This window comes from Spirabiliibacterium pneumoniae, assembly GCF_014884995.1.
In the GTDB taxonomy this organism is placed as follows: Bacteria; Pseudomonadota; Gammaproteobacteria; order Enterobacterales; family Pasteurellaceae; genus Spirabiliibacterium; species Spirabiliibacterium pneumoniae.
In genome coordinates, this window is the sequence record NZ_JABMII010000006.1 from 168,481 (window position 1) to 191,446 (window position 22,966).

Here is a 22,966-nt window from a genome sequence, read left to right on the forward strand (position 1 = left end):
TTCAATATAACTCAATCATAGATTGCTGCTGCGCTGTTTGGCGGTGAGCAAAATCAAAAGTGCGGTCAAATCACAAAAATTCACTTTAATCTCTGCTTGTTGCTGCACTTTGGGTTTCGCGTGATAGGCAATGCCAAGGCCAGCTTGCGCCATCATAGCTAAATCATTCGCGCCGTCACCGATGGCGATCACCTGCGATTTTGCAAGCCCTAGCTGCTCACGCAGTGCGTTTAATGTGTTGGCTTTATAAGTGGCATCGACAATATCGCCTTGCACCTGCCCTGTCAATTTGCCATTGATAATCTCAAAGCGATTGGAGACCGCTGCAAGCAAACCGAGCTTGTCTTTTAAAAAATCGGCAAAATAGGTAAAACCTCCCGAGGCGATGGCCGCGTGCCAGCCGTGAGCGTGCAGTTGCGCAATCAGCGTCTCAAGCCCAGGCATTAAGGGCAAAGTTGACCGCACTTTGGCCAAAATAGCCTCATCTGCGCCCTTGAGCGTGGCAACACGCTTGCGCAGACTTTGTGCAAAATCCAATTCGCCCCGCATTGCGCTTTCCGTAATTCGTGCCACTTCGTCGCCTGTGCCTGCCAGCTTGGCGATTTCATCAATGCACTCAATTTCAATGGCGGTCGAATCCATATCCATCACCAGCAAACCTGGCTGGTTGAAATCAGGGATGTTAGCCAGTGGCGCAAAATCCAGCGCAAGTGCGGTCAACTTATCATCAAGGGCGGCCCATTCGCCACGCACAATCGCGCACGCCACGCCTTGCAGCACAAAAGTATCACACAAGGCAACCGCACTTTGGCTTTCGCTAAAAAGTGCGGTCAACTGATCAAACGTTAATGCCTTGCCATAAAGCACGGCCATTGGTGCATCAGCCCTTGGTTGACCATGCCCATTCAATGCAACAGGCTGTGACAACGCAAAGTGAGATTGACTAAGGGAATTGACGTTAGGCATTTTTCACTCCACAATACGGCTACTGGCAAATTCAGCCTAGATTACCTGATTCAATTTCGTGTTACAATCCCCAAATCAACACGAGCAGAAAAAGAGGCGCTATGTTAACCCTAAATCGATCAAACTTGAGCAAAATGGCGCTGTTTATCAGCATTATAACGCTGTGTGCGCTGATTTTGTCGATGGTGTTTTTAGGCTTAAAACAATTCAAATTAGGCTCTCAGCTCTCTGGCAATGCACAAGTTTCGCATCTCTCCCATGCGCTGGTACGCCAACAAGCCAATTTGCTTTCAGTGCTGCTCGCCAACACCGCCAGCCAAGATATGCTTAATGCCAGCTTGGCTGAATTTTGTCAGCAAGATTTTGCCCTTGACGCCACGCTTTACGCCAGTAACGGCGCCATTTTAGCCAGCGCGGGGGAGCAGCCTTTCAACGAAACACGCTTGAAAATGCAATCCCCTAATCAACAACAAATCGTTGAGCCGATTACCAACGCTGCAGGCTTGCAGGGCTATCTGCGCGTGAGTTTTGATATACAATATTCACAAGCACCATCTGTAAAACTCAATCATTTATTCCATCAACTGTATGCCCAGCTGATCATCGTGTTTTTGTGCGGGGCAATTTTTGCCAGTAGCCTGCACTTTTGGCATAAAAAAGTACACATTATGCCTTTTCGTCGTCCTAATCGATATTTGCCACAACAAAAAAGCCCTGCCCTGCGCTTTCATGCCAACCGTCGGCGCATAAAATAGCCGTTTTGCTTTATTCCATAGTTCATTTTATAATAAATCGTTATATTAAAAAATATATAACAAGAGGTATGAAATGAAAGTCAAGGTGGCGTATAAATTTATCTTGCTGTGTGCATTGACAATCGGCTTATTCGGCATTGTCATCAGTGGCGTGGCACTTTATCTTGGCTGGCAACCATGGCTACTTAGCGTACATTTAGGATTTGCTATGTTGTTAGTCACAAGCCTTGTGTTGCATATATATAGTCGCAAAAATAAAGCACTCAAAATTACCTCTCAATTTCGCGATCTCGTGCTCAAAAGCCGTTATCCGAGCTTTTGTAATCTCGATCGTCTCATCACCACCTGTGGGAACGTCACGCCACACGCCCTGGCGCAACAACTCGGCCTGAGCTTTCAAAGCCTTGAACACGCCTTGCACGCAGCCAATATTACCCTGTGTGCGCCCGATCGCCCGTTGCGTGACAATTTCCCAACCAACGACGAGAAAATTTTCTCCGTTGTCTCCATTGCACTCTATCTCTGCTTTTCTGTAAACCCAAAAGAAAAATCTTATGAAAACAACTCTCCTGTACGCGGACATTAGCCTAGCTTGTCTGCCCGCCGCCGCTCAAGTATTTGAACTTGGACAAATTGAAGTTGTGGATGAAAAATCTCTGATTTAAGCACGGTGCGTGTTAATCAAGATGAACAGCAACGCAATAATATGACTAACATCGCTGAAATAGCGAAAGTGCTTTCGGACTTAACCCTTGAATGCAAAGGGTATGTGCACGCAACGAGTAAAACTTACTCGCATGTGGTCGTATGTCTGTGTTTATCGACGGCATTCCTGTTTATGTACCTTATGACGGTAATATGGATATTGGCCACTTTTGATCTTGCCTGTTAATAAGTATGCAGCATAAGATGCACTTTCCGCCCATTTCTGACCATTTTCAAAAATCCTTTTTTACATAGCCACTCCACAAATACAATAAAGCCCCATAAATAGGGGTTTCTCTCAACATTTTCTGTACAAAATTTTTTCTTTCACTTATGCAAAATGAATCTGTATCCTGCACTAACAACCAAAGTGCGGTCTGACCGCACTTTGGTTGTTAGTGCATAAAAAAAACCGCACTTTAAAAGTGCGGTTTTTGCGATAAATAAAAGTAATTAAGCGGCTAATTTTTTGATTTGAGCGCTTAATTTTGATTTGTGGTTTGCAGCTTTATTTTTGTGGATTAAGCCTTTAGATGCCATTCTGTCCACAACTTTTTGCATTTCAAGATAAGCGGCTTGCGCAGCTTCTTTTTCGCCCGCTTCTACTGCAGCGTAAACTTTTTTGATGTAAGTGCGCATCATAGAGCGATGGCTTGCATTGTGTTGACGGCGTTTTTCAGATTGAATCGCACGTTTTTTAGCTGACTTGATATTAGCCAAGGTCAAACTCCCAAGAATTTCTGTAAAAAATTAAGACATAAAAATAAGGTCGTAAAATATGCCTTTTTTTTATGCGCTTGTCAATGAATTTATTCAAATTGGCGTGGGCCAATGTTGGTTCGGTGAGACACAACCGAAAAACCACCTTCAAAACGTGGCCTGCGTGTGCCTTTCTCCATTTTGACGATGTGGGCAGCATTTTAACAGTTTTTTGCGCGAGAATATAGCGAAAAGCGAAATTTTCTATACAATGACGCTATTGGCTAATTATTGAAGAGTGCAGTTTTGAGCAAAGGACTTTTAAAATCAGGCATGGTGGTCAGCGTTATGACCCTGCTTTCACGCGTGTTAGGCCTCATTCGTGATGTGGTGATCGCCAACATTATCGGCGCGGGCGCCACGGCGGATGTTTTCTTGTTTGCCAACCGAATCCCAAACTTTTTGCGCCGCTTGTTTGCTGAAGGCGCGTTTTCTCAGGCGTTTATCCCCGTGCTGGCGGAATACCGCAAAGAGGGCGATTTAACCCAAACGCAAGAATTCATCGCCAAAGTCAACGGCACCCTCGGTGGGCTGGTGGCGGTGGTCACGGCGGTGGCCATGATTGGCTCGCCCGTGGTGGCGGCGATTTTCGGCACTGGCTGGTTTTTAGATTGGGTCAACGGCGGCGCGGACGGCGAAAAATATGTGCAGGCCTCGTTTTTGCTACGCATCACCTTCCCGTATTTGTGGTTCATCACCTTGGTGGCGCTCTCGGGCGCGATTTTAAACACCATCGGCAAATTTGGCGTGATGGCCTTTTCGCCCGTGCTGCTTAACATCGCGATGATCGCCAGTGCGCTTTTTCTCGCACCGCACTTTGACAGCCCTGATATTGCGTTGGCGATTGGGATATTTTTAGGTGGCTTGCTGCAATTTTTGTTCCAAATTCCATTTTTAAAACAGGCCAATTTGCTGGTTAAACCGAAATGGGCGTGGAATGACCCTGGCGTGAAAAAAATCCGCACGCTCATGATCCCCGCCCTTTTTGGTGTGTCGGTCAGCCAAATCAATTTATTGCTCGATACCTTCATCGCCAGTTTTTTGATGACGGGCTCGATTAGCTGGCTGTATTATTCCGACCGCTTACTTGAATTTCCGCTGGGATTGTTCGGCATTGCAATTTCCACGGTGATTTTGCCCACCCTTTCGCGCCACCACGTCAACCGTGCAAGCGACCAGCTCAGCGCCGAGCAAAACTTTCGCACCACGATGGACTGGGGCGTGCGTATGATTTTGCTACTTGGCGTGCCTGCAATGATCGGCATTGCGGTGCTGGCGCAACCAATGATGATGGTGTTATTTATGCGGGGAGAGTTTGCGCTCAATGATGTGCAAGCCGCGTCGTATTCGCTGTGGGCGTTCAACGCGGGGCTGCTGAGCTTTATGCTGATCAAAATTCTCGCCAATGGCTACTACGCCCGCCAAGACACCAAAACGCCCGTACGTTTTGGCATTATCGCCATGGTCAGCAATATGGGCTTTAATTTGCTGGCGATTCCGTTTAGCTATGTCGGGCTGGCGATGGCCTCTGCCATGTCTGCCACGCTCAACGCAGCACTGCTCTATCGCGGCCTGCACCAAGCTCAGGTGTATCGCTTTTCACGCCAAAGTGCGGTTTTCTTGCTTAAAATTGTGCTAGCAGCGTTGGTGATGGGGGCGACGATTTTATATTTCTGCCCACCGTTGGAAGTGTGGGCCACAATGACGTTTTTTACCCGTGTGCACTGGCTGGCATGGCTGATTTTGGTGGCGGTATTGACCTATTTCGTGATGTTGGCGCTACTGCGCATTAAAAAGCGTGACCTCAACGGCGCATAGTGGGCAAAGTGCGGTTACGTTGGCATTCACCGCAGGGTGAGAATGCGCTATAATGACGCCATTTTTAATTGATTGAGTTCTCCATGCAACTGATTCGTGGCTTATATAATCTACCGCACTTTGCACAAGGCTGTGTGCTCACCATTGGCAATTTTGATGGCTGCCATCGTGGGCATCAGGCGATTTTAACGCAGTTGAGCGAATGTGCCAAACGGCTCGCCCTGCCTTCGGTGGTGCTGATTTTTGAGCCGCAACCGAACGAATTTTTTGCCCCCGTTGAGCACACGCCCGCGCGGCTGATGCGATTGCGTGACAAAGTGCGGTTTATGCAAACCACCGCCGTCGATTATCTGTTATGTCTGCGCTTTGACCGCACTTTTGCCACTCTCACGCCAGATGCCTTTATTCGCACGATCTTGCTGCAAAAATTGAACGTTAAGCATTTAATTATCGGTGATGATTTCCGTTTCGGTGCGCAACGCGCAGGGGATTTCAGCACTCTCAAACAGGCAGGCGCACAATATGGCTTTGCCGTGCAAGATAACGCTAGCTTTATGCAAGGCGAACAGCGCATCAGCTCCACCTTAATTCGCCATGCCCTCGCGCAAGATAACTTACCGCTGGCACAAAGCATGCTTGGGCGGCCTTATGCCGTTCATGGGCGCGTGGTGCATGGTAAAAAACTCGGGCGCACCATTGGCTTTCCAACGGCGAATGTGTTTTTAAACCGCAAAGTTATTCCTATCCAAGGCGTTTATGCCGTCGAGGTGGCTACCCGCCAAGGGCGCTATTTTGGCGTGGCGAACATGGGCAATCGCCCAACGGTGGACGGGCTTTCACGCCCACTTTTGGAAGTGCATCTATTTGATTTTTCGCACTCACTTTATGGGCAAAGCATTGAGGTCATTTTTCACCACAAATTACGCCCCGAGGTGAAATTCGCCAGCCTTGAGCAGCTCAAAGCCCAAATTTGGCAAGACGCAGAAAAAGCAAAACAGTTTTTTCATAAAAAAGACACCAAAGTGCGGTCAGACGTTTGCATAACGCCTAAAAAAACGCTATAACTAGCCGATTATCTTTTATTCTTTTAATTTTGTTTTAAGTGGACAACGAACATGACAACCGACTACAAAAACACGCTCAATTTGCCGCATACTGACTTCCCAATGCGCGGCGATTTAGCCAAACGCGAACCGAAAATGCTCCAAAATTGGTACGATAAAAATCTTTATCAGAAAATCCGCGCCAGCCGCAAAGGCAAAAAGAGCTTTATCCTGCACGACGGCCCCCCGTATGCGAACGGCACCATCCACATTGGCCACGCTGTAAACAAAATTTTAAAAGATATTATTATTAAATCCAAAACTGCACTGGGCTTCGACAGCCCTTATGTGCCAGGCTGGGACTGCCACGGCTTGCCGATTGAGCTGAAAGTAGAAGGCTTGGTGGGTAAACCTGGTGACAAAGTCAGTGCCGCCGAGTTTCGTCAAGCATGTCGGAAATACGCCAAAGAGCAAGTGGAAGGCCAAAAGAAAGACTTTATCCGCCTAGGTGTGCTCGGAGATTGGGAGCACCCGTATCTCACCATGAATTTCGACACCGAAGCGAACATTATTCGCACCCTCGGCAAAGCCATTGCCAATGGACATTTATATAAAGGCTCTAAGCCTGTGCATTGGTGCTTGGATTGCGGCTCTGCGCTGGCGGAAGCGGAAGTGGAATATTATGACAAAAAGTCACCGTCGATTTATGTGGCTTTCAATGCGGTGGATAAAAGTGCGGTTTTGAGCAAATTCAACGCCAATGCCGAAGGCAACGTACAGGCGGTGATTTGGACCACCACGCCGTGGACAATCCCATCTAACCGTGCTATTGCCGTTCACCCTGAGCTGGATTATCAATTAATTGAAAGTGCGGGTCGCTACTTTATCCTCACAGCCAATTTGGTCGATAGCGTGATGAAAGCCATTGATGCAGCAGATTATCAAGTGCTTGGCAACGTAAAAGGCCGCGATTTGGAATTGCTGGAATTTCAACACCCGTTTTATGACTACACTGTACCAGTGATTTTAGGCGATCACGTCGGCGATGATGCTGGTACTGGCTTGGTACACACGGCACCAGACCACGGTCAAGACGACTTTGTAGTGGCGCAACGCTACAACTTGCCGATGTCAGGATTGATCGGCAACGACGGCAAATTCAACGCCAAAGCTGAATTTTTCGCAGGTCTTGAAGTGTTTGCCGCCAATCCTAAAGTGGTGGAAAAACTCGACGAGGTGGGCGCACTATTAAAAGTGGAAAACATCAGCCATAGTTATCCTCACTGCTGGCGCCACAAGACACCGATTATCTTCCGCGCTACACCACAATGGTTTATCGGCATGGAAACCCAAGGCCTGCGTGCCAAAGCACTTGAAGAGATCAAAGGTGTGCGTTGGATCCCAGATTGGGGGCAAGCACGCATTGAAATGATGGTGGCCAATCGTCCAGACTGGTGTATCTCACGCCAACGCACATGGGGTGTGCCAATTCCGTTGTTTATTCACAATGAAACCGAGCAACTTCACCCACGCACGGACGAATTTATCGAGGCGGTAGCTAAACGCGTGGAAAAAGACGGCATTCAAGCATGGTGGGATCTTGACGCCAAAGAATTACTCGGCGAAGATAGCGCGCACTACCACAAAGTGCAAGACACCTTAGACGTGTGGTTCGACTCTGGCTCAACCTATTCCTCAGTTGTAGCCAACCGTCCAGAGTTTGCAGACCGTCATGCCGATATGTACCTTGAAGGCTCGGATCAACATCGTGGCTGGTTTATGTCATCGTTGATGCTTTCCACAGCCACCGACAACAAAGCGCCATACACCCAAGTGCTCACCCATGGTTTCACTGTGGACGGGCAAGGACGCAAGATGTCAAAATCCATCGGTAATGTTGTCACCCCACAAGAGGTGATGGACAAATTCGGTGGCGATATTCTTCGCCTTTGGGTGGCGTCCACCGACTACACGGGTGAAATGACCGTTTCCGATGAAATTTTAAAACGTGCCGCCGACAGTTATCGCCGCATTCGCAACACCATGCGCTTTTTACTCGCCAATCTCAACGGCTTTGATCCAGCACGTGACAGCGTAGCCAAAGAGAAGATGATCAGCCTTGACCGCTGGGCGGTGGATTGTGCTTTGCAGGCGCAAGAAGAGATCAAAAACAGTTACGATAACTATCAATTCCACCAAGTGGTGCAACGCTTAATGCGCTTCTTCTCAATTGAGATGGGCTCGTTTTATCTCGATATCATCAAAGATCGCCAATACACCACCAAAGCCGACAGCCTCGCTCGTCGCAGTTGTCAGACCGCACTTTACCATATTGCCGAAGCTGCTGTGCGTTGGATTGCGCCAATTCTTTCGTTTACCGCCGATGAAGTATGGCAACATTTGCCTGGCGAACGCGGCGAGTTTGTCTTCACGGAAGAATTTTACGATGGATTATTCGCCCTTGATGATACCGTGATGAACGATGCCTACTGGCAACAAATTCTCACCGTGCGTGCTGAAGTCAACCGCGTGTTAGAACAAGCACGCAATGACAAAGTGATTGGTTCTGCTCTTGAAGCCGAAATCACCGTTTACGCCAATGATGAATTGCGTGCACTGCTCGAACAGCTCGGCGATGAATTGCGTTTTGTTTTCATCACATCAAAAGCGCAAGTCAAGCCATTAAGTGAGGCCGATGTCAGCGAAGGTGAATTGCATGGCTTGGCGGTGAAAGTGGTGCGCTCAAGCGCAGAAAAATGCCCGCGCTGCTGGCACTATTCTGACACCATCGGGCAAAGTGCCGAACACCCTCAACTGTGCGCACGCTGCGTAGAAAACGTTGCAGGCAGCGGTGAAAACCGCCAGTTTGCTTAATCTCTAGGGGCGAAAGCCCCTTTGGAGACGCTTATGACAAAAACAAAAAATGGACTGATCTATCTTTGGCTAAGTGCGCTTGTTATCGCCCTCGATCTTGGCTCAAAATACCTCGTCACGCGCACATTTGAACTACATGAAAGCGTGCAACTGTTGCCTGTGTTCAACCTGACCTATGTGCGCAATTACGGCGCGGCATTTAGCTTTTTGGCAGATCATAGCGGCTGGCAGAAATATTTTTTCATCGCCATTGCGCTAGTCATCTCCGCTATTTTAATCTATTGGCTCGCTCGCACGCCCGCCAACCGCACTTTAGCTAATTGTGGGTATGCCAGCATTATCGGCGGCGCGTTGGGCAATATGATCGATCGCAGCTACCATGGTTTTGTGGTGGATTTTTTTGACGCGTACTGGGATATTTATCACTACCCTGTGTTCAATGTAGCAGATATTGCCGTCACCTTAGGTGCGGCGATGTTGATTTTAGATCACTTCAAACACCCCGAGCCGAAAAGCAAACAAGGAGCTGCATGAAAATTCTACTTGCCAACCCACGTGGATTTTGCGCGGGCGTTGACCGCGCTATCAGCATTGTGGAGCTTGCCCTTGAAATTCACAAGCCGCCGATTTATGTCCGCCATGAAGTGGTACACAACCGTTTTGTAGTTGAAGGCTTGAAACAGCGCGGCGCTGTCTTTGTGGAAGAGCTTGACGAAGTGCCAGATGGCGCGATTGTGATTTTCTCGGCTCACGGTGTTTCGCAACAGGTTCGCCAAGAGGCCAAAAAACGCAACTTAAAAGTATTCGACGCCACCTGCCCGCTGGTAACCAAAGTGCATATGCAAGTGGCGCGCGCCAGTCGCAAAGGCACCAAAGCCATCTTGATTGGCCACCAAGGCCACCCCGAGGTGGAGGGCACCATGGGGCAATACGACAACCCCGAAGGCGGCATCTATTTGGTGGAATCGATTGACGATGTCGCGAAATTGCCCGTGAACAATGATGACAATTTAACCTTTATGACCCAAACCACATTATCGATCAACGACACCAGCGGCATCATTGATGAACTGAAAAATCAATTCCCTAGCATTCAAGGCCCGCGCAAAAACGATATTTGTTATGCCACCACCAATCGCCAAAATGCCGTGGCAGAGCTGGCGAAACAGTCAGATTTAGTGATTGTGGTGGGCTCTAAAAATTCCTCAAATTCCAATCGCCTAGCCGAGCTTGCCTCGCGCATGGGCGTGCCGTCAAAATTGATCGATGATGCTGCCGACATCAATCCTAAATGGCTCGAAGGGATTAATACCATTGGGATTACCGCAGGTGCATCCGCCCCTGAGGTGCTGGTTCAGTCCGTTGTGAGCCGCTTGCAAGCGCTGGGCGCAAGCGAGGTGTTAGACTTAGAAGGCTGCGAAGAAAATACCGTTTTTGAAGTGCCGAAAGAGTTGCGCGTGAAAGAGATCAATTAATTTTACGATCACGATCGCAGTCATTCACACCGCTGCTCGAAATTTTCTTTTATTTTTCACACACTAATGGCGTCAGATAACTGACGTCATTTTTGTTTAAAATAAAAGGAAACGCTATGTTCAAGAAAATAACGCCCTTACTCACCGCACTTTGCTTATTATGCTCAAGTGCATTTATCTCAAGTGCCTACGCAAAAGATAAAGCTGCACAAACACCAGCTACTCAACAAAACGAAGTGCAAGCCGATACCTCAAAGGTAGAAAAATCAGAGAGCCAAAAAGTTCACCTCAACAGCGCAACAGCAGACGAGTTGCAACAAATGCTCTCAGGCATTGGCGCAAAAAAAGCCCAAGCCATTGTGGAATACCGCGAACAAAACGGCAACTTCATCAGCATCGACCAACTTGAAGATGTCAAAGGCATCGGCAAAGCCACCGTGGATAAAAACCGCCAGCTATTGGCACTTTGATGCTACTCCCATAGCGGCAAGTTTTGCCGCTATGGGATTTCACTCCAGTGTGTAAGCGTTTGTGAAAGATTAGCACCACCAAACAATGCACTGCCACTTACAATCCAATCAATGTCGTACTGACAAAATACTTTTGCCATGTCTAATGTCATGGAGCCATCTATGCTAATAATTTTGCGTTCACGCTCATCGCTAAGGAGTTTATGCAGCTGTTTAATTCGTTCAACTGTATAATCAATTGATGCTTTATCACCTGTTCTAGGATCGAATGTCAACAATTGAATAACATCAACATACTGCAAATAATCTTGTAACTTTTCAAGTGGTGTTTCAGGGCATAAACTGAGTCCTGATAAAACCTGCTGTTCTGGCAAATATTGCTGAGATAACCATTGTAGTGATTTCAGTATATTGCCAGACGCTTCTAATTGCAATGTGATAACATTTGCACCTGATTTTATACATTGGGTTATTAATTCAATTTCATACTGGTTATTTGTCAATAAATGCACGTCTTTAAAACAGCTACTAGGAAACTTTGATACCGCCATGGGGCCTACGGTAAATAGGGATGAAAAACTGCCATCGGCTATATCAAAATGTAAAAGATTTATATTAAACTGCTTTAATAATGACAAATTTTCTTCAAAACACAGCCAATCTGAAGAAATAATACCAGCACTGATTTTTTCAGTCTTTATTTTTTGAACAAAATCAGATTTATTCATCATAGTTCATCCAGCTTAGGTAGAAACCAATTGAAGATTTTTTTGCTTCTTGGCTTAGACATAAGTGGCTCAAGTTCTTTTATGCAGCGTTTATAATGCTCTGTTGTGCGGTGTGCCTCTAAAGCTTGTTCGTTTTGATAGACTTCATAAGCATAAAACCGAGTTGGAACATCTGGGTCTCTCAGCACATCAAAACGTACATTACCCTTTTCATTACGTGTTCCATAATGATTTCGAGAAAAAACCTCTAAAAACTCTTCTTCTTTTCCCTCTTTAATATTAATTTCCACTAACATTGCAAACATAGATTTTATCTCCGTTAAAAAATGGAGATAATAAATAGAAACTATTATCTCCATAGATAATTAATTAGATTTCAACTCTAAATAGAGTTGATAAGCTTTTTCTGCTGTTTCATTGTCATGTACAACAGCATTCACAGCTTTAAGCATAGCAATTGGTGCGTCCGATTGGAAAATATTACGTCCCATATCAACGCCCGCGGCACCTTGATCAATTGCTTTATAACACATTTCTAAAGCTTCTTTTTCTGGAAGCTTTTTGCCGCCTGCAATCACAATAGGTACTGGACATCCTGCCGTAACACGTTCAAACCCTTGCTCAACGAAATAAGTTTTAATGACATGCGCACCCATTTCAGCAGCAATGCGAGTTGCAAGTGAAAAATAGCGTTGATCTCGCGCCATATCCTTACCAACGCCTGTCACGGCCATTGTTGGCATACCAAAACGCATACCATCATCAATCAACTTAATGATATTTTTGATTGATTGGTGCTCATATTCAGACCCAATATAGACTTGAGCAGCCATTGCAGATACATTCAATCTCAACGCATCTTCAACACCAACAGCAACCGCTTCATTGGACAACTCTGTTAAAATTGAATTTGCTCCAGACGCTCTTAGTACTACAGGTTTCCTTGTTTTGGATGGAACAATACTGCGTAGAATTCCTCTTGTACACATCAATACATCTGTGTATTCAAATAATGGAGCAATATTGAGATCAATTCGCTCTAGGCCCGTTGTTGGTCCTTGAAAATAACCGTGATCAAAAGCTAACATCACGGTCTTACCCGATTTTGGATTAAAAATATTTGCTAATCGTGATTGCATACCCCAGTCTAATGCGCCTAATCCCTTCATGTAGAAAGTATCATTTTTTTGAGGTGTATCTAAACCAAAATCTTTACCATCACGAATGTCGTCTAAATCAGCCATTTACTCTCTCCATCTTGTTAAAAATTGTAGTCATCAATATTATCTTTAGTGAAAACAACACGCTCAGGTAAAACAATTACACCATTATCATCAGCCTCATAACTATAGCCTTGCACGCTATTAGGTGAAATTTCCACCTCACCAACATTAGGCACATTGACTTTGTCGCCGATTTTGAATGCTTTACCTTTAAGCATATCATTTGCAATCGCAACAGATAACTTACCTTGCTTAACAACGTCCCATAACCCAAATTGTTTTACTGTGCCACGTTTCACATAAGGTCTCATCACATTTGGTGTGCTAAAGCCAACAATAACAACGCCTTGACGTTTTAAATTTTCTGCTGCTTGGGCAGCAGCTGGCAATGCATTAGCATCAGGTGCAATAACCGCATCTAAGTCGGGATAAGCCTTTAAAATACCTTCTGCTGTCTGCAAGGATTTAATCGCATCATTATAGCCAAATTGTGTTGTAACAATTTCCCATTCAGGATGCTCTTTTTGAATTTTATCTTTTGCAACTTTAACCCATTGGTTCTGATCCGTCACCGTTGGGCTAGAGTAAAAGAATGCCACTTTAGCTTTTGGCTTGCTAATTTGTGATGATGCCATATCAACCAACATTGCCCCCAACTGCGTTGGTGTGCCTTGATCGATATAATAGCTTCGACATTCAGGATTTGTATCAGAATCCCATGTTAAGACTTTGACACCTCGCTTCATTGCTCTTTTGAGCGTCGAACATAATCCATCGGGTGATACTGCAGCAACAACAATAGCGTTATATCCTTGATTTACAAAGTTATTAATTAGCTGAACTTGGTTTGACACGCTAGGCTCAGTCGGTCCATCATAGGTAACATCGACACCAAGTTCTTTTCCCATTGCTTGGGCGCCTTGTCCGCCGCTCGTGAAATAACCTACGCCTACAAGTTTAGGAATAAATGCAATCCTGTCTTTAGCTGATGCCACTGTGCTTAGTGTTACTCCTAATCCTAACGCAACGGCCAAAGCGGTTGTTTTAAAGAATGGCTTTTTCATGATCTTTCTCCTTATGTGTAAAATGCTTAATGTGAACATTTACGACTAAACCAAGCGTATATTGAGCCTGAATATAAACTCAATGATTTGCCAATCAATACAATGATCAATAGTGCACCCGATAAAGCGCTTGATATTTCATTGGGTACACCCACCATTTGTAACCCTTGTTGTAAATAACCTATTAAAATTGCAGCAATCGCCGTTCCAATAACAGAGCCTGCACCACCATAAATATTAGCCCCACCCAGCACCACAGCAGTAATCACTGGCATTAATAATGAACTGCCAAGATCAGAGCGAGCTGAACCGAAATAGGATACTAATAAAATACCAACAAAAGCGGCAACAATACCCAAAGCACAATAGATAATAAATAACGTTTTATTGACAGGTACAGCACTATAACGGGCGGTACGCTCACTTTGCCCAATTAAAAATGTATTTCGACCAATTGTTGTCTTGTGCATCAACAACCAAAAAAGTGCGGTCATGATAGCAAAATAAATGATAGGCATAGGGATAATCCATAGGGTTTGATTGGCGAACTCAAGTAAAGAATCTGGAAATCCACCAATGCCTTCATAACCTGTCGCCCCTGCAAAGCCCGACATCAATAGTGCGCCACCTCCATATAGATACATTGTTCCCAGCGTGATCACTAAAGGATTGACTTTGGTATAAATAATCAACAGTGCATTTAATAATCCACAAAATGCACCCAATATAAACGTAAGCGGTATAGCAATCATGAGAGGAACATCTAATTTGTACAATACACCTAAAAATATTGCACATAATCCCACCGTTGAGCCAAATGAAATATCAATTCCACCACTGACAATAATAAGCGTTAAAGGTAGCGCAAGCATGCCTATATAGATAAAATCACTTGTACTATAAAGCAACACATTCATATCTAGCATTCTAGGGTTAAACGCACCAAACCCTATTATTTCAATAACGAGTAAACACAGCAGAGTCATTTCCCAAGAATATTTTTTAATAACACGCATTTTTCACCTCATGACCGCACTTTAATCTTTTAAAAAGCGAAGATATTTTTGTGTTTTAATACTTTTTTCAATCATCACTCGGATACGTCCATCAAACACTAGTACCGCTAGCAACACGATTCCAGCAATAAAGTTATTCCAGTATGCAGGCACCTTCAAAAGCACTAGGACAGTATCTATTTGTATTAAAAAATATGCACCAAGAATAGCACCTAAAATATTACCCGACCCACCAAGCAGACTTATACCACCTAATACACAAGCTGCTATCGCTTTCATCTCTAAACCATTCCCTGTTGAGTTAGGTACAAATCCAATTTGAGATGCAAATACAATACCTGCTAAAGAGGCCATTAATCCGTTAATCATAAAGGCAGAAATCCGAATATAATTGATATGCACACCCAGTTGTAAAGCACCTTGTAAGTTATCCCCTACCGCATAAAACTGTCTACCTAATCGTATCTTAGATAAAAAGAAATAGCTCACTCCAATCATTAAAATAATAAAAATACCAATAATAGAAATATTCATAATATATGGCTCAGATAATGATTTTAGTGATTGAGGAAGTCCTTCAATCCATTTTCCGCCAGTAATGAGAAGCATAATACCTCGGTATAAGCCCAATGTACCCAAAGTAGCTACAATTGCGGGAATCCGTAAGTTAGTCACTAAAACACCATTGAACAACCCTGCTAATAATCCAATGCCAACAGTTCCAATTAGGGCGATGAAAAATCCGTAACCTGTATTGAGCAGGCTCCCCATAATAACCGCACTTAACCCCATAATAGAGCCGACAGAAACATCAATGTTACGGGTTAATATTACAAACGTCGCACCAATGGCTAATAAAATCACTATTTGTGAAGAACTAAAAATCATGGTAATTGTTTGTAAACTAAAGCTATTCCCTGCCGATAGGAATAACAATATAAACATCAGCATAATGGCGAAAAAGATGGTTAACTCTCTATTTTTTTGAATAAATTTCCACATATTACTGCTCTCCACTAAATGCCATTTGCATGATACGTTCTGAAGATATTTGTTCCCCTATTAATGAAGGACTTATTTCTCCATCGTGCATGACAATAACCCTATCAGACATCAATTCTATTTCTTCTAAATCGGAAGAAATAAACAAAACAGCAACACTCTGTTTCGCAATATTTTTTATTAATTGATAAATGTCTGCTCTTGCGCCTACATCAACGCCACGGGTAGGCTCATCAACAATTAACAAGGCAGGGTTAGCCTCTAAACATTTTGCAATTAATATCTTTTGCTGATTGCCACCTGAAAGCGTACGAACGCTCTGCTCAGGACTATTAAACTTAATCCCGATAGCACGTTGATAACGCTCAAAAATAGCATTTTCTTTAGCGCTATTGATCAACAATCCCATTTTGCTATATGTCAATCCATTCGTATTCCAAGATAGCGGAGCATCTAAATAGAGTCCTGAGGCTTGCCTATCCTCAGGCAAATAAACAATACCTTGATCCAACCGTTCACGAATAGATAGCTTATTGATTATCTGATCAAGAAATAGAATCTCTCCTTGTCTTGCCTGACGAAGTCCATAGATGGTTTCGGCAAGTTCTGTTCGCCCCGCTCCCACTACACCAGCTAATCCCAAAATCTCACCAGGGAAAATCTCCAAATCAATTTGCTTAAAGCCTTCACCACGCAAATTCTTGAGCGTTAATACAGGCTTGGATTTATCTTTTATACGATGGTGTCCTGGTAACTCTAGCCATAACTTTTGTGAATCACTTAATTTTGCATTTTTAGAACCTGGCGTTATAGCATCAATAACATCATCTCTATTCAAATCAGGAGTGTTACCATGTAGAGCGATATAACCATCTCTCATCACACTAATCTCATCAGCAATTCGATAAACTTCTGGCAACTTGTGGGAAATAAAAACTATTCCAACCCCTTTTGATAAGAGCTTCTGAATCTGTTTAAATAAATTTTCTGTTTCTACGGGCGTTAACGATGCAGTAGGTTCGTCTAAGATGAGAATTTTTGCATCTCTCATCAACCCACGCATAATTTCAACAAGCTGTTGATCAGCCACCTCAAGTAAACCTGCTTGGCTGTCTAACGATAAATGACAATTTAAATCACCTAATAATTTTTCTAACTTTTTGATGTTATCCCTATGCTGAGCAAGCCCAAACAGAATATTTTCTTGTACGCTTAAATTCGGAAACAATAAAGGCTCTTGTGGAACCAAATAGATACCTAATGTATGAGCTTTATGTGGTGTTAAATGATCTTGCACGACATCATGAATCCTAATTTCACCACTATCAGGTAGTTCAACACCTGCGATAATTTTCATCAATGTCGATTTTCCTGCACCATTACCACCAAGTAACGCATGTACTCTTCCAGCCAGCAGCGTAAAATCGATATTTTTTAATACACTGACGCTGGAAAACGATTTACTCACACCCTGTACTTTGAGAAGTGCTGTTGGTTCAACTGTATTAGCCATATACCACCATTGAACAAAAATATTTTAAAAATTCATATGTTCAAAAATATATCATAAAATTCATTTTATTCTGTGATTGAAATCACAAAATTCTTAAAAATATTTTTTTTAATTATTTTTATAGACTAAAAAAGCCATTTTTTGAACTAAATCACAAAATTCACTTTTTTTAGAAAGAACAATTGGTAAAATAATTATCATATGATTATGCTAAACACATAAAGCAGAGGACATCAAAATGAATGATCTGGATAGTAACAAATTTACTTTTAGCTCAGATTGTGAGGAAGAGCTTTTAGCGAGGATTGGTTGGTTTTATTACCATGACAATCTTACACAAAATGAAATTGGAAAGTTACTCAATATCCCTAGGCTGAAAGTTTCGAGACTATTAGAGAAAGCGCGTCAAATTGGTTTGATTAAGGTTGAAATCCGCTCTCGTTTTACGGGTTGTCTAGAATTAGAAGAGGCTCTAAAGCGGACATTTCATCTAAAACATATTCGAGTCATTCCTGCCTTAGAGTCGCATGAAATCAATGCTCGCCTCGGTATCGCAGCATCACAGTTACTAGGTACACTTATGATGCCAAATGACTTGTTAGCCATTGGCTTTGGTGAAACCATCATGGAAACCATCAAACACAGTAATGAGTTTATCACTCATAATAATATTAAACTTATTACTCTCTCTGGTGGTGTGGGCCCCTATATGAAGGGAATTGGACAGCTGAGTAGTAATTGTAATGTCAGCATTATCCCTGCTCCTCTTAGAGTATCATCGCGAGAAGCGGCAAATTTCTTTAAAAAAGAAGATTCAATTAAAAATATCATGCTTGCAGCCAGTTCTGCTAATGTTGCCATCGTCGGTATTGGTGCAACGTTACAAAAAGGTCAAGCAACACTGCTACGCTCAGGCTATATTACTGAAGAAAGTCAGCAACAACTTCGTCAAGAAGGTGCTATTGGGGACATTCTTGGATACTTTATGCAGGCAGATGGACGAATTAAAGATAATGTATCGCTTCATGATGAATTAATTAGTGTATCACTTGATAAGCTAAAACAAATTACTAATGTAGTCGGCATCGCAGGCGGAGAAAACAAAGTTGATGCTATATACAGCGCACTGAAAGGCAAATATATAAATTCTCTTGTTACCGAAGAAAATACTGCAAAAAGACTACTCGCCAAACACATCTAGATTAATTCAACTTGTTCGAGGGAGTTCCTATGGCTAGTCAAAATCAATACTTAATGGCATTAGACGCTGGCACAGGTAGTGTTCGTGCTGTCATATTTGATCTTCAAGGTAATCAAATTGCAACCGCACAACAAGAATGGACTCACCAAACTGATCCTAATATTCCAGGATCAATGAATTTTAATTTAGAGAAGAACTGGCAACTTGCCATTTCGTGTATCGCTCAAGCTATCAAAAAATCTCAGATCCAGCCCTCTGATATCAAAGCAATATCTACCTGCTCTATGCGTGAAGCAATTGTATTATATGATTCAAACAAAGCACCTATTTGGGCTTGTGGTAATGTTGATGCAAGGGCAATAAAGGAAGTTAAGCGGTTAAAAAATCGTGATGATGACTACGAAAAAACAATGTATAACAGCTCTGGGCAAACGTTATCACTAAGTGCAGTGCCAAGATTACTATGGTTAAAAGAAAATCAGCCTAGTATCTATAAAAAAGCACAGTTTATGACAATGCTGAGTGATTGGCTTGGCTTTATGCTCACAGGTGAAATTTCAGTAGAACCTTCCAACGCGGGCACAACAGGATTAATTAATCTTGAAACGAGACAGTGGGATACAACATTACTCGAAAATGTTGGGCTAAATCCTAACTTGCTACCACCCGTGAAAGAAACGGGTGAACGACTGGGTTATGTTACCGAGAATATTACACACCAAACTGGGCTGGCTATTAATACGCCTGTTATTGTGGGCGGAGGAGATGTTCAGTTAGGTTGCGTCGGCTTAGGTGTAACAGCGCCCACCCAAGCGGCGATTATCGGAGGCACATTTTGGCAACAAGTTGTTAATTTACCAAATGCAAAAACCGATCCTAATATGAATGTGAGAATTAATCCTCATGTTATTCCACCACTGGTTCAAGCCGAATCGATCAGTTTCTTTACAGGACTAACGATGCGCTGGTTTAGAGATGTGTTCTGCCATGAAGAAATCGTCCAAGCAGAAAAGGAAGGCGTAGACGCTTATAGTTTATTAGAATCGCAAGCACAACTCGTCCCTGTCGGTTCAAATGATGTCATACCTATCTTTTCTGACGCAATGCACTATGCCAACTGGTATCACGCTGCCCCTTCATTCATCAATTTGTCTATATCACCTGAAAAATGTAACAAAGCCGTACTTTTCAGGGCATTAGAAGAAAATGCCGCCATTGTATCAGCTTATAATTTAAGACAAGTTGAGCAATTCTCAGGCATCAAATTATCTTCCATCATCTTCGCTGGCGGTGGGTCAAAAGGAACGCTATGGTCACAAATCCTTGCCGACGTAACAGGGCTTATTATCCATGTCCCTGTCGTTAAAGAAGCAACGGCCTTAGGCTGCGCCATTGCCGCTGGAGTCGGCATTGGTTTATATGCTTCAATGCAGCAAGCAGGTGAACAACTAGTCAAAATTGAACGTACCTACTATCCCAATCCAGAGCACAACCGCTTATACCAAGGCCACATGCAGAAATGGGAAAAAGTCTATTCTGCTCAGCTAGCCCTAGTCAATCATGGACTAACTGAATCGTTATGGAAAGCCCCTGGCGTTTAGGCACGTTGAACAAACACCTCAACTGTTTTTTCAAAGCGTGCTAGGCCTTGGGAGAATTCGTCATCGGTGATGTTTAGTGAAGGGGCGAGGCGGATGACATTGGGGCCTGCGAGCAGGAGCATTAAGCCGTGCTGGTTGGCAAGTGCGTTAAATTCTGCGGCTTTGCCGTGATAAAGTGTATCTAATTCGCAGCCTAGCAGCAGCCCCTGACCGCGGATTTGGCGGAATAACCGCACTTTTTGATTCAGGCGTTCCAGCGCGGTAAATAATTGTTGTGAGCGAGTGCTTACTTGTATTAAAAAGTGCGGTTGGCTAATCAAATCAAGCACTTTGTTCGCCACTGCACACGCTAGAGGGTTGCCGCCAAAAGTGGTGCCGTGTACGCCTAGAGTAAAACTTTTCGCAATGTGATCGCGTGCAAGCATGGCGCCAATTGGGAAACCATTGCCCAGCGCTTTGGCGGTGGTGAGAATGTCAGGCTCAATATCAGTGTGCATGTAGGCATAAAGTTTGCCTGTGCGCCCCACGCCCGTTTGCACTTCGTCAAAAATTAACAGTGCGTTATATTGATCACAGACCTCACGCAGCCCGTGTAAAAAGTGCGGTTCGGCTGGAATCACCCCGCCCTCACCTAAAATCGGCTCAACAATAATGGCGCAAGTGTGATCGTCAATCACGGCTTTCACCGCGTTAAGATCATTATATGGCACATGCACAATGTCTGCTGGCTTTGGCCCAAAACCATCCGAATATTTTGGCTGCCCGCCAACGCTAACCGTAAACAGTGTTCGCCCGTGAAAACTTTGTTTAAAGGCGATGATTTTCGTTTTATGCGCACCAAAACGATCCACGGCATAACGGCGTGCCAGTTTCAGGGCAGCTTCATTTGCCTCCGCGCCTGAATTACAGAAAAAAGTGCGGTCAGCGAAGGTTAAATCGGCTAATTTTGACGCCAATGCGAGCGCAGGTTCATTGGTAAACCAATTGCTTGAATGCCACAACGTTTGGCTTTGCGCTTGCAGCACCGACACTACCTCGAGGTGGCAGTGACCAAGAGCATTGACGGCGATGCCACTGGTGAAGTCAATATACTCTTTACCAGCCTGATCCCACACGCGAGCGCCTTGCCCACGCACAGGAATAAATTGTGCGGGTGCATAATTTTGCATTAAAACTTTATCAAAGAGATCGCGTGTCAGTTGCATAATTTGTCCTTAATATTGAATGATATGCAAAGTGCGGACAACACCGCACTTTTGAATAATTATGCAACAAAATAGAATTTATTGTCAATTATTATGATGTACCACCCACAGTGATGTGATCAATTTTCAGCGCAGGCTGCCCAACGCCAACAGGCACGCTTTGCCCCTCTTTACCACACACACCAATGCCTGGATCGAGTTCGCTTTCATCACCCACCATGGAAATTTGCTGCATGGCTTCAATGCCTGAGCCAATCAAGGTTGCGCCAATAATCGGCTTGCCTAGCTTGCCTTTTTCGATTAAATATGCTTCAGAGGCCGAGAACACAAATTTGCCTGAGGTAATATCCACTTGCCCGCCGCCAAAGTGCGGTGCGTAAATGCCATAATCCACGCTGGCAATCATATCCTCTAGTGTGCTTTCACCTGCAAGCATATAAGTATTCGTCATACGAGGCATCGGCAAATGTGCATAAGACTCCCGCCGCCCATTGCCTGTTGGCTGCATGCCCATTAAGCGCGCGTTCATTTTGTCTTGCATATATCCTTGCAGTACGCCATCTTTAATCAGCACATTACGTTGGCTTGGCACGCCTTCGTCATCAATCGTCAGCGAGCCACGACGGTCGGCTATCGTGCCGTCGTCCACGATAGTACACAAAGGAGAGGTCACCAGCTCACCGATGCGATCGGTGAAAAACGACGATTTTTTACGATTAAAATCTCCTTCCAGCCCGTGTCCAACCGCCTCATGCAATAACACACCTGGCCAGCCAGCGCCTAAAATCACAGGCATCATGCCAGCGGGCGCACTCACAGCGCTCAGTTTAACCAACGCTTGACGCACAGCTTCTTTCGTGAACCACACCGCACGACTTACGCCTTGATAGTCCTGCATAAACCATTGCAATGAAAAACGCCCACCTGCGCCTGCGCTGCCACTTTCTCGCTTGCCATCTTGCTCCACCAGCACCGAAATTGACAACCGCACCAATGGGCGGATGTCTGCCGCCAATGTGCCGTCGGTCGCGGCCACCAACACTTCTTCATAAAGTGCGTTAATGCTCGCCGAAACCCGCACCACCCGCGGATCTTCTGCCCGTGCTGTTTGATCTATCAGATGCAACAGCGCGATTTTTTCTTCACGTTTTAAACTTTCCAGTGGGTCAAGGTGTGTATAACGCTGCGGTGCGTACACGCCTTTGAGCTGCAAACCGCACTTTAGGCTACCTTGCGCCTGCACGATGCCTTTGGTGGCTTGCACGCACTGATTGAGCTGCGCAAAATTAATCTGATCAGCATAGGCAAAGGCCGTTTTCTCGCCACTGATAGCGCGCACGCCAACGCCACAGTCAATGTAAAAGCCGCCTTCTTTGATAATGCTGTCTTCGAGCACCCAGTTTTCATTTTTACTGCTTTGAAAAAAGAGATCAGCGTAATCGATTGCGCGATCACTGTATTGATCCAATACGTTGCCGAGATCATCAAAGGTTAAATTTTCAGGGCCTAATAACGCGTTACTCACTTGTGGTAACATAATTCATTCCT

General features: G+C 44.3%; 21 protein-coding genes. 10 read left to right on the top strand and 11 right to left on the bottom strand.

What is annotated here, in order from left to right:
• Positions 1–15 precede the first annotated feature (15 nt).
• Positions 16–966 (bottom strand): phosphoserine phosphatase SerB, encoded by a 951-nt coding sequence (serB, locus tag HPC38_RS05930; protein ID WP_208120362.1) that lies wholly within the window; start codon positions 964–966, stop codon positions 16–18.
• 101 nt (positions 967–1,067) lie between these two features.
• Here serB and HPC38_RS05935 point away from each other — a divergent pair, with 101 nt between their 5' ends.
• Positions 1,068–1,721 (top strand): YtjB family periplasmic protein, encoded by a 654-nt coding sequence (locus HPC38_RS05935; RefSeq protein ID WP_208120363.1) that lies wholly within the window; start codon positions 1,068–1,070, stop codon positions 1,719–1,721.
• A gap of 73 nt (positions 1,722–1,794) precedes the next feature.
• The gene (locus HPC38_RS05940) at positions 1,795–2,307 is read left to right on the top strand and encodes a hypothetical protein (RefSeq protein WP_208120364.1); all 513 of its coding nucleotides are present in this window, start codon (positions 1,795–1,797) and stop codon (positions 2,305–2,307) included.
• Between the two features lie 572 nt (positions 2,308–2,879).
• Here HPC38_RS05940 and rpsT read toward each other — a convergent pair.
• Complete coding sequence (gene rpsT, locus HPC38_RS05945) at positions 2,880–3,146, bottom strand: 30S ribosomal protein S20 (protein WP_208120365.1); 267 nt, start codon at positions 3,144–3,146, stop codon at positions 2,880–2,882.
• A gap of 285 nt (positions 3,147–3,431) precedes the next feature.
• Between rpsT and murJ the strand changes: the two genes are divergently transcribed.
• The 6 genes from murJ to HPC38_RS05975 all read left to right on the top strand — a co-directional run bounded on the left by murJ (position 3,432) and on the right by HPC38_RS05975 (position 10,865).
• Positions 3,432–5,003 (top strand): murein biosynthesis integral membrane protein MurJ, encoded by a 1,572-nt coding sequence (gene murJ / locus HPC38_RS05950; protein ID WP_208120366.1) that lies wholly within the window; start codon positions 3,432–3,434, stop codon positions 5,001–5,003.
• Positions 5,004–5,086: 83 nt separating this feature from the next.
• Positions 5,087–6,067 carry a bifunctional riboflavin kinase/FAD synthetase gene (gene ribF / locus HPC38_RS05955; protein WP_208120367.1) on the top strand — a complete coding sequence of 327 codons (981 nt, stop codon included), beginning with the start codon at positions 5,087–5,089 and terminating at the stop codon, positions 6,065–6,067.
• Between the two features lie 51 nt (positions 6,068–6,118).
• Entirely contained in the window at positions 6,119–8,920 is a 2,802-nt protein-coding gene (gene ileS, locus HPC38_RS05960; protein WP_208120368.1) for an isoleucine--tRNA ligase, read from the top strand.
• Positions 8,921–8,953: 33 nt separating this feature from the next.
• Positions 8,954–9,454, top strand: a complete 501-nt coding sequence (gene lspA, locus HPC38_RS05965; RefSeq protein WP_208120369.1) for a signal peptidase II — start codon at positions 8,954–8,956, stop codon at positions 9,452–9,454.
• Positions 9,451–10,395 carry a 4-hydroxy-3-methylbut-2-enyl diphosphate reductase gene (gene ispH, locus HPC38_RS05970; protein WP_208120370.1) on the top strand — a complete coding sequence of 315 codons (945 nt, stop codon included), beginning with the start codon at positions 9,451–9,453 and terminating at the stop codon, positions 10,393–10,395. Before lspA ends, ispH begins: the two co-directional genes overlap by 4 nt.
• Before the next feature lie 116 nt (positions 10,396–10,511).
• Complete coding sequence (locus HPC38_RS05975) at positions 10,512–10,865, top strand: ComEA family DNA-binding protein (RefSeq protein WP_208120371.1); 354 nt, start codon at positions 10,512–10,514, stop codon at positions 10,863–10,865.
• Positions 10,866–10,894: 29 nt separating this feature from the next.
• Here the strand turns inward: HPC38_RS05975 and HPC38_RS05980 are convergent, their stop codons facing one another.
• The 7 genes from HPC38_RS05980 to lsrA are packed head-to-tail and all read right to left on the bottom strand — an operon-like array spanning position 10,895 to position 17,411.
• The gene (locus HPC38_RS05980; protein WP_208120372.1) at positions 10,895–11,596 is read right to left on the bottom strand and encodes a beta/alpha barrel domain-containing protein; all 702 of its coding nucleotides are present in this window, start codon (positions 11,594–11,596) and stop codon (positions 10,895–10,897) included.
• Positions 11,593–11,898: a (4S)-4-hydroxy-5-phosphonooxypentane-2,3-dione isomerase gene (gene lsrG / locus HPC38_RS05985; RefSeq protein WP_208120373.1), complete on the bottom strand. Its 306-nt coding sequence runs from the start codon at positions 11,896–11,898 to the stop codon at positions 11,593–11,595. Before lsrG ends, HPC38_RS05980 begins: the two co-directional genes overlap by 4 nt.
• Before the next feature lie 60 nt (positions 11,899–11,958).
• Positions 11,959–12,837 carry a 3-hydroxy-5-phosphonooxypentane-2,4-dione thiolase gene (gene lsrF, locus HPC38_RS05990; RefSeq protein ID WP_208120374.1) on the bottom strand — a complete coding sequence of 293 codons (879 nt, stop codon included), beginning with the start codon at positions 12,835–12,837 and terminating at the stop codon, positions 11,959–11,961.
• Between the two features lie 17 nt (positions 12,838–12,854).
• Entirely contained in the window at positions 12,855–13,880 is a 1,026-nt protein-coding gene (gene lsrB / locus HPC38_RS05995) for an autoinducer 2 ABC transporter substrate-binding protein LsrB (protein ID WP_208120375.1), read from the bottom strand.
• A gap of 26 nt (positions 13,881–13,906) precedes the next feature.
• Positions 13,907–14,896: an autoinducer 2 ABC transporter permease LsrD gene (lsrD, locus tag HPC38_RS06000; RefSeq protein ID WP_208120376.1), complete on the bottom strand. Its 990-nt coding sequence runs from the start codon at positions 14,894–14,896 to the stop codon at positions 13,907–13,909.
• Positions 14,897–14,917: 21 nt separating this feature from the next.
• On the bottom strand, positions 14,918–15,898 hold the full coding sequence (lsrC, locus tag HPC38_RS06005) for an autoinducer 2 ABC transporter permease LsrC (RefSeq protein ID WP_208120377.1): 981 nt from the start codon (positions 15,896–15,898) through the stop codon (positions 14,918–14,920).
• 1 nt (position 15,899) lies between these two features.
• Complete coding sequence (lsrA, locus tag HPC38_RS06010) at positions 15,900–17,411, bottom strand: autoinducer 2 ABC transporter ATP-binding protein LsrA (RefSeq protein WP_208120378.1); 1,512 nt, start codon at positions 17,409–17,411, stop codon at positions 15,900–15,902.
• A gap of 238 nt (positions 17,412–17,649) precedes the next feature.
• Here lsrA and lsrR point away from each other — a divergent pair, with 238 nt between their 5' ends.
• Positions 17,650–18,612 (top strand): transcriptional regulator LsrR, encoded by a 963-nt coding sequence (gene lsrR, locus HPC38_RS06015; RefSeq protein WP_208120379.1) that lies wholly within the window; start codon positions 17,650–17,652, stop codon positions 18,610–18,612.
• Between the two features lie 29 nt (positions 18,613–18,641).
• Positions 18,642–20,213, top strand: coding sequence for an autoinducer-2 kinase (gene lsrK / locus HPC38_RS06020; protein ID WP_208120380.1), 1,572 nt, complete (start codon positions 18,642–18,644; stop codon positions 20,211–20,213).
• On the opposite strand, the gene HPC38_RS06025 is transcribed toward lsrK, so the two are convergent.
• Positions 20,210–21,421 (bottom strand): aspartate aminotransferase family protein, encoded by a 1,212-nt coding sequence (locus tag HPC38_RS06025; RefSeq protein ID WP_328805246.1) that lies wholly within the window; start codon positions 21,419–21,421, stop codon positions 20,210–20,212. The genes lsrK and HPC38_RS06025 overlap by 4 nt on opposite strands.
• Positions 21,422–21,509: 88 nt before the next feature.
• A complete protein-coding gene (gene tldD, locus HPC38_RS06030; RefSeq protein ID WP_208120382.1) occupies positions 21,510–22,955 on the bottom strand; it encodes a metalloprotease TldD in 1,446 nt (481 codons plus the stop codon).
• Between the last annotated feature and the right edge of the window lie 11 nt (positions 22,956–22,966).

What these genes read in the sequence shown, in the direction of transcription:
- lsrK (WP_208120380.1), top strand. Translation starts at nt 18,642, where the DNA reads ATGGCTAGTCAAAATCAATACTTAATGGCATTAGACGCTGGCACAGGT.
- serB (WP_208120362.1), bottom strand. Translation starts at nt 966, where the DNA reads ATGCCTAACGTCAATTCCCTTAGTCAATCTCACTTTGCGTTGTCACAG.
- lsrA (WP_208120378.1), bottom strand. Translation starts at nt 17,411, where the DNA reads ATGGCTAATACAGTTGAACCAACAGCACTTCTCAAAGTACAGGGTGTG.
- HPC38_RS05980 (WP_208120372.1), bottom strand. Translation starts at nt 11,596, where the DNA reads ATGATGAATAAATCTGATTTTGTTCAAAAAATAAAGACTGAAAAAATC.
- lsrC (WP_208120377.1), bottom strand. Translation starts at nt 15,898, where the DNA reads ATGTGGAAATTTATTCAAAAAAATAGAGAGTTAACCATCTTTTTCGCC.
- HPC38_RS05935 (WP_208120363.1), top strand. Translation starts at nt 1,068, where the DNA reads ATGTTAACCCTAAATCGATCAAACTTGAGCAAAATGGCGCTGTTTATC.
- ispH (WP_208120370.1), top strand. Translation starts at nt 9,451, where the DNA reads ATGAAAATTCTACTTGCCAACCCACGTGGATTTTGCGCGGGCGTTGAC.
- lsrF (WP_208120374.1), bottom strand. Translation starts at nt 12,837, where the DNA reads ATGGCTGATTTAGACGACATTCGTGATGGTAAAGATTTTGGTTTAGAT.
- HPC38_RS05975 (WP_208120371.1), top strand. Translation starts at nt 10,512, where the DNA reads ATGTTCAAGAAAATAACGCCCTTACTCACCGCACTTTGCTTATTATGC.
- lsrR (WP_208120379.1), top strand. Translation starts at nt 17,650, where the DNA reads ATGAATGATCTGGATAGTAACAAATTTACTTTTAGCTCAGATTGTGAG.
- ileS (WP_208120368.1), top strand. Translation starts at nt 6,119, where the DNA reads ATGACAACCGACTACAAAAACACGCTCAATTTGCCGCATACTGACTTC.
- lsrG (WP_208120373.1), bottom strand. Translation starts at nt 11,898, where the DNA reads ATGTTTGCAATGTTAGTGGAAATTAATATTAAAGAGGGAAAAGAAGAA.
- ribF (WP_208120367.1), top strand. Translation starts at nt 5,087, where the DNA reads ATGCAACTGATTCGTGGCTTATATAATCTACCGCACTTTGCACAAGGC.
- lsrD (WP_208120376.1), bottom strand. Translation starts at nt 14,896, where the DNA reads ATGCGTGTTATTAAAAAATATTCTTGGGAAATGACTCTGCTGTGTTTA.
- lspA (WP_208120369.1), top strand. Translation starts at nt 8,954, where the DNA reads ATGACAAAAACAAAAAATGGACTGATCTATCTTTGGCTAAGTGCGCTT.
- lsrB (WP_208120375.1), bottom strand. Translation starts at nt 13,880, where the DNA reads ATGAAAAAGCCATTCTTTAAAACAACCGCTTTGGCCGTTGCGTTAGGA.
- HPC38_RS05940 (WP_208120364.1), top strand. Translation starts at nt 1,795, where the DNA reads ATGAAAGTCAAGGTGGCGTATAAATTTATCTTGCTGTGTGCATTGACA.
- tldD (WP_208120382.1), bottom strand. Translation starts at nt 22,955, where the DNA reads ATGTTACCACAAGTGAGTAACGCGTTATTAGGCCCTGAAAATTTAACC.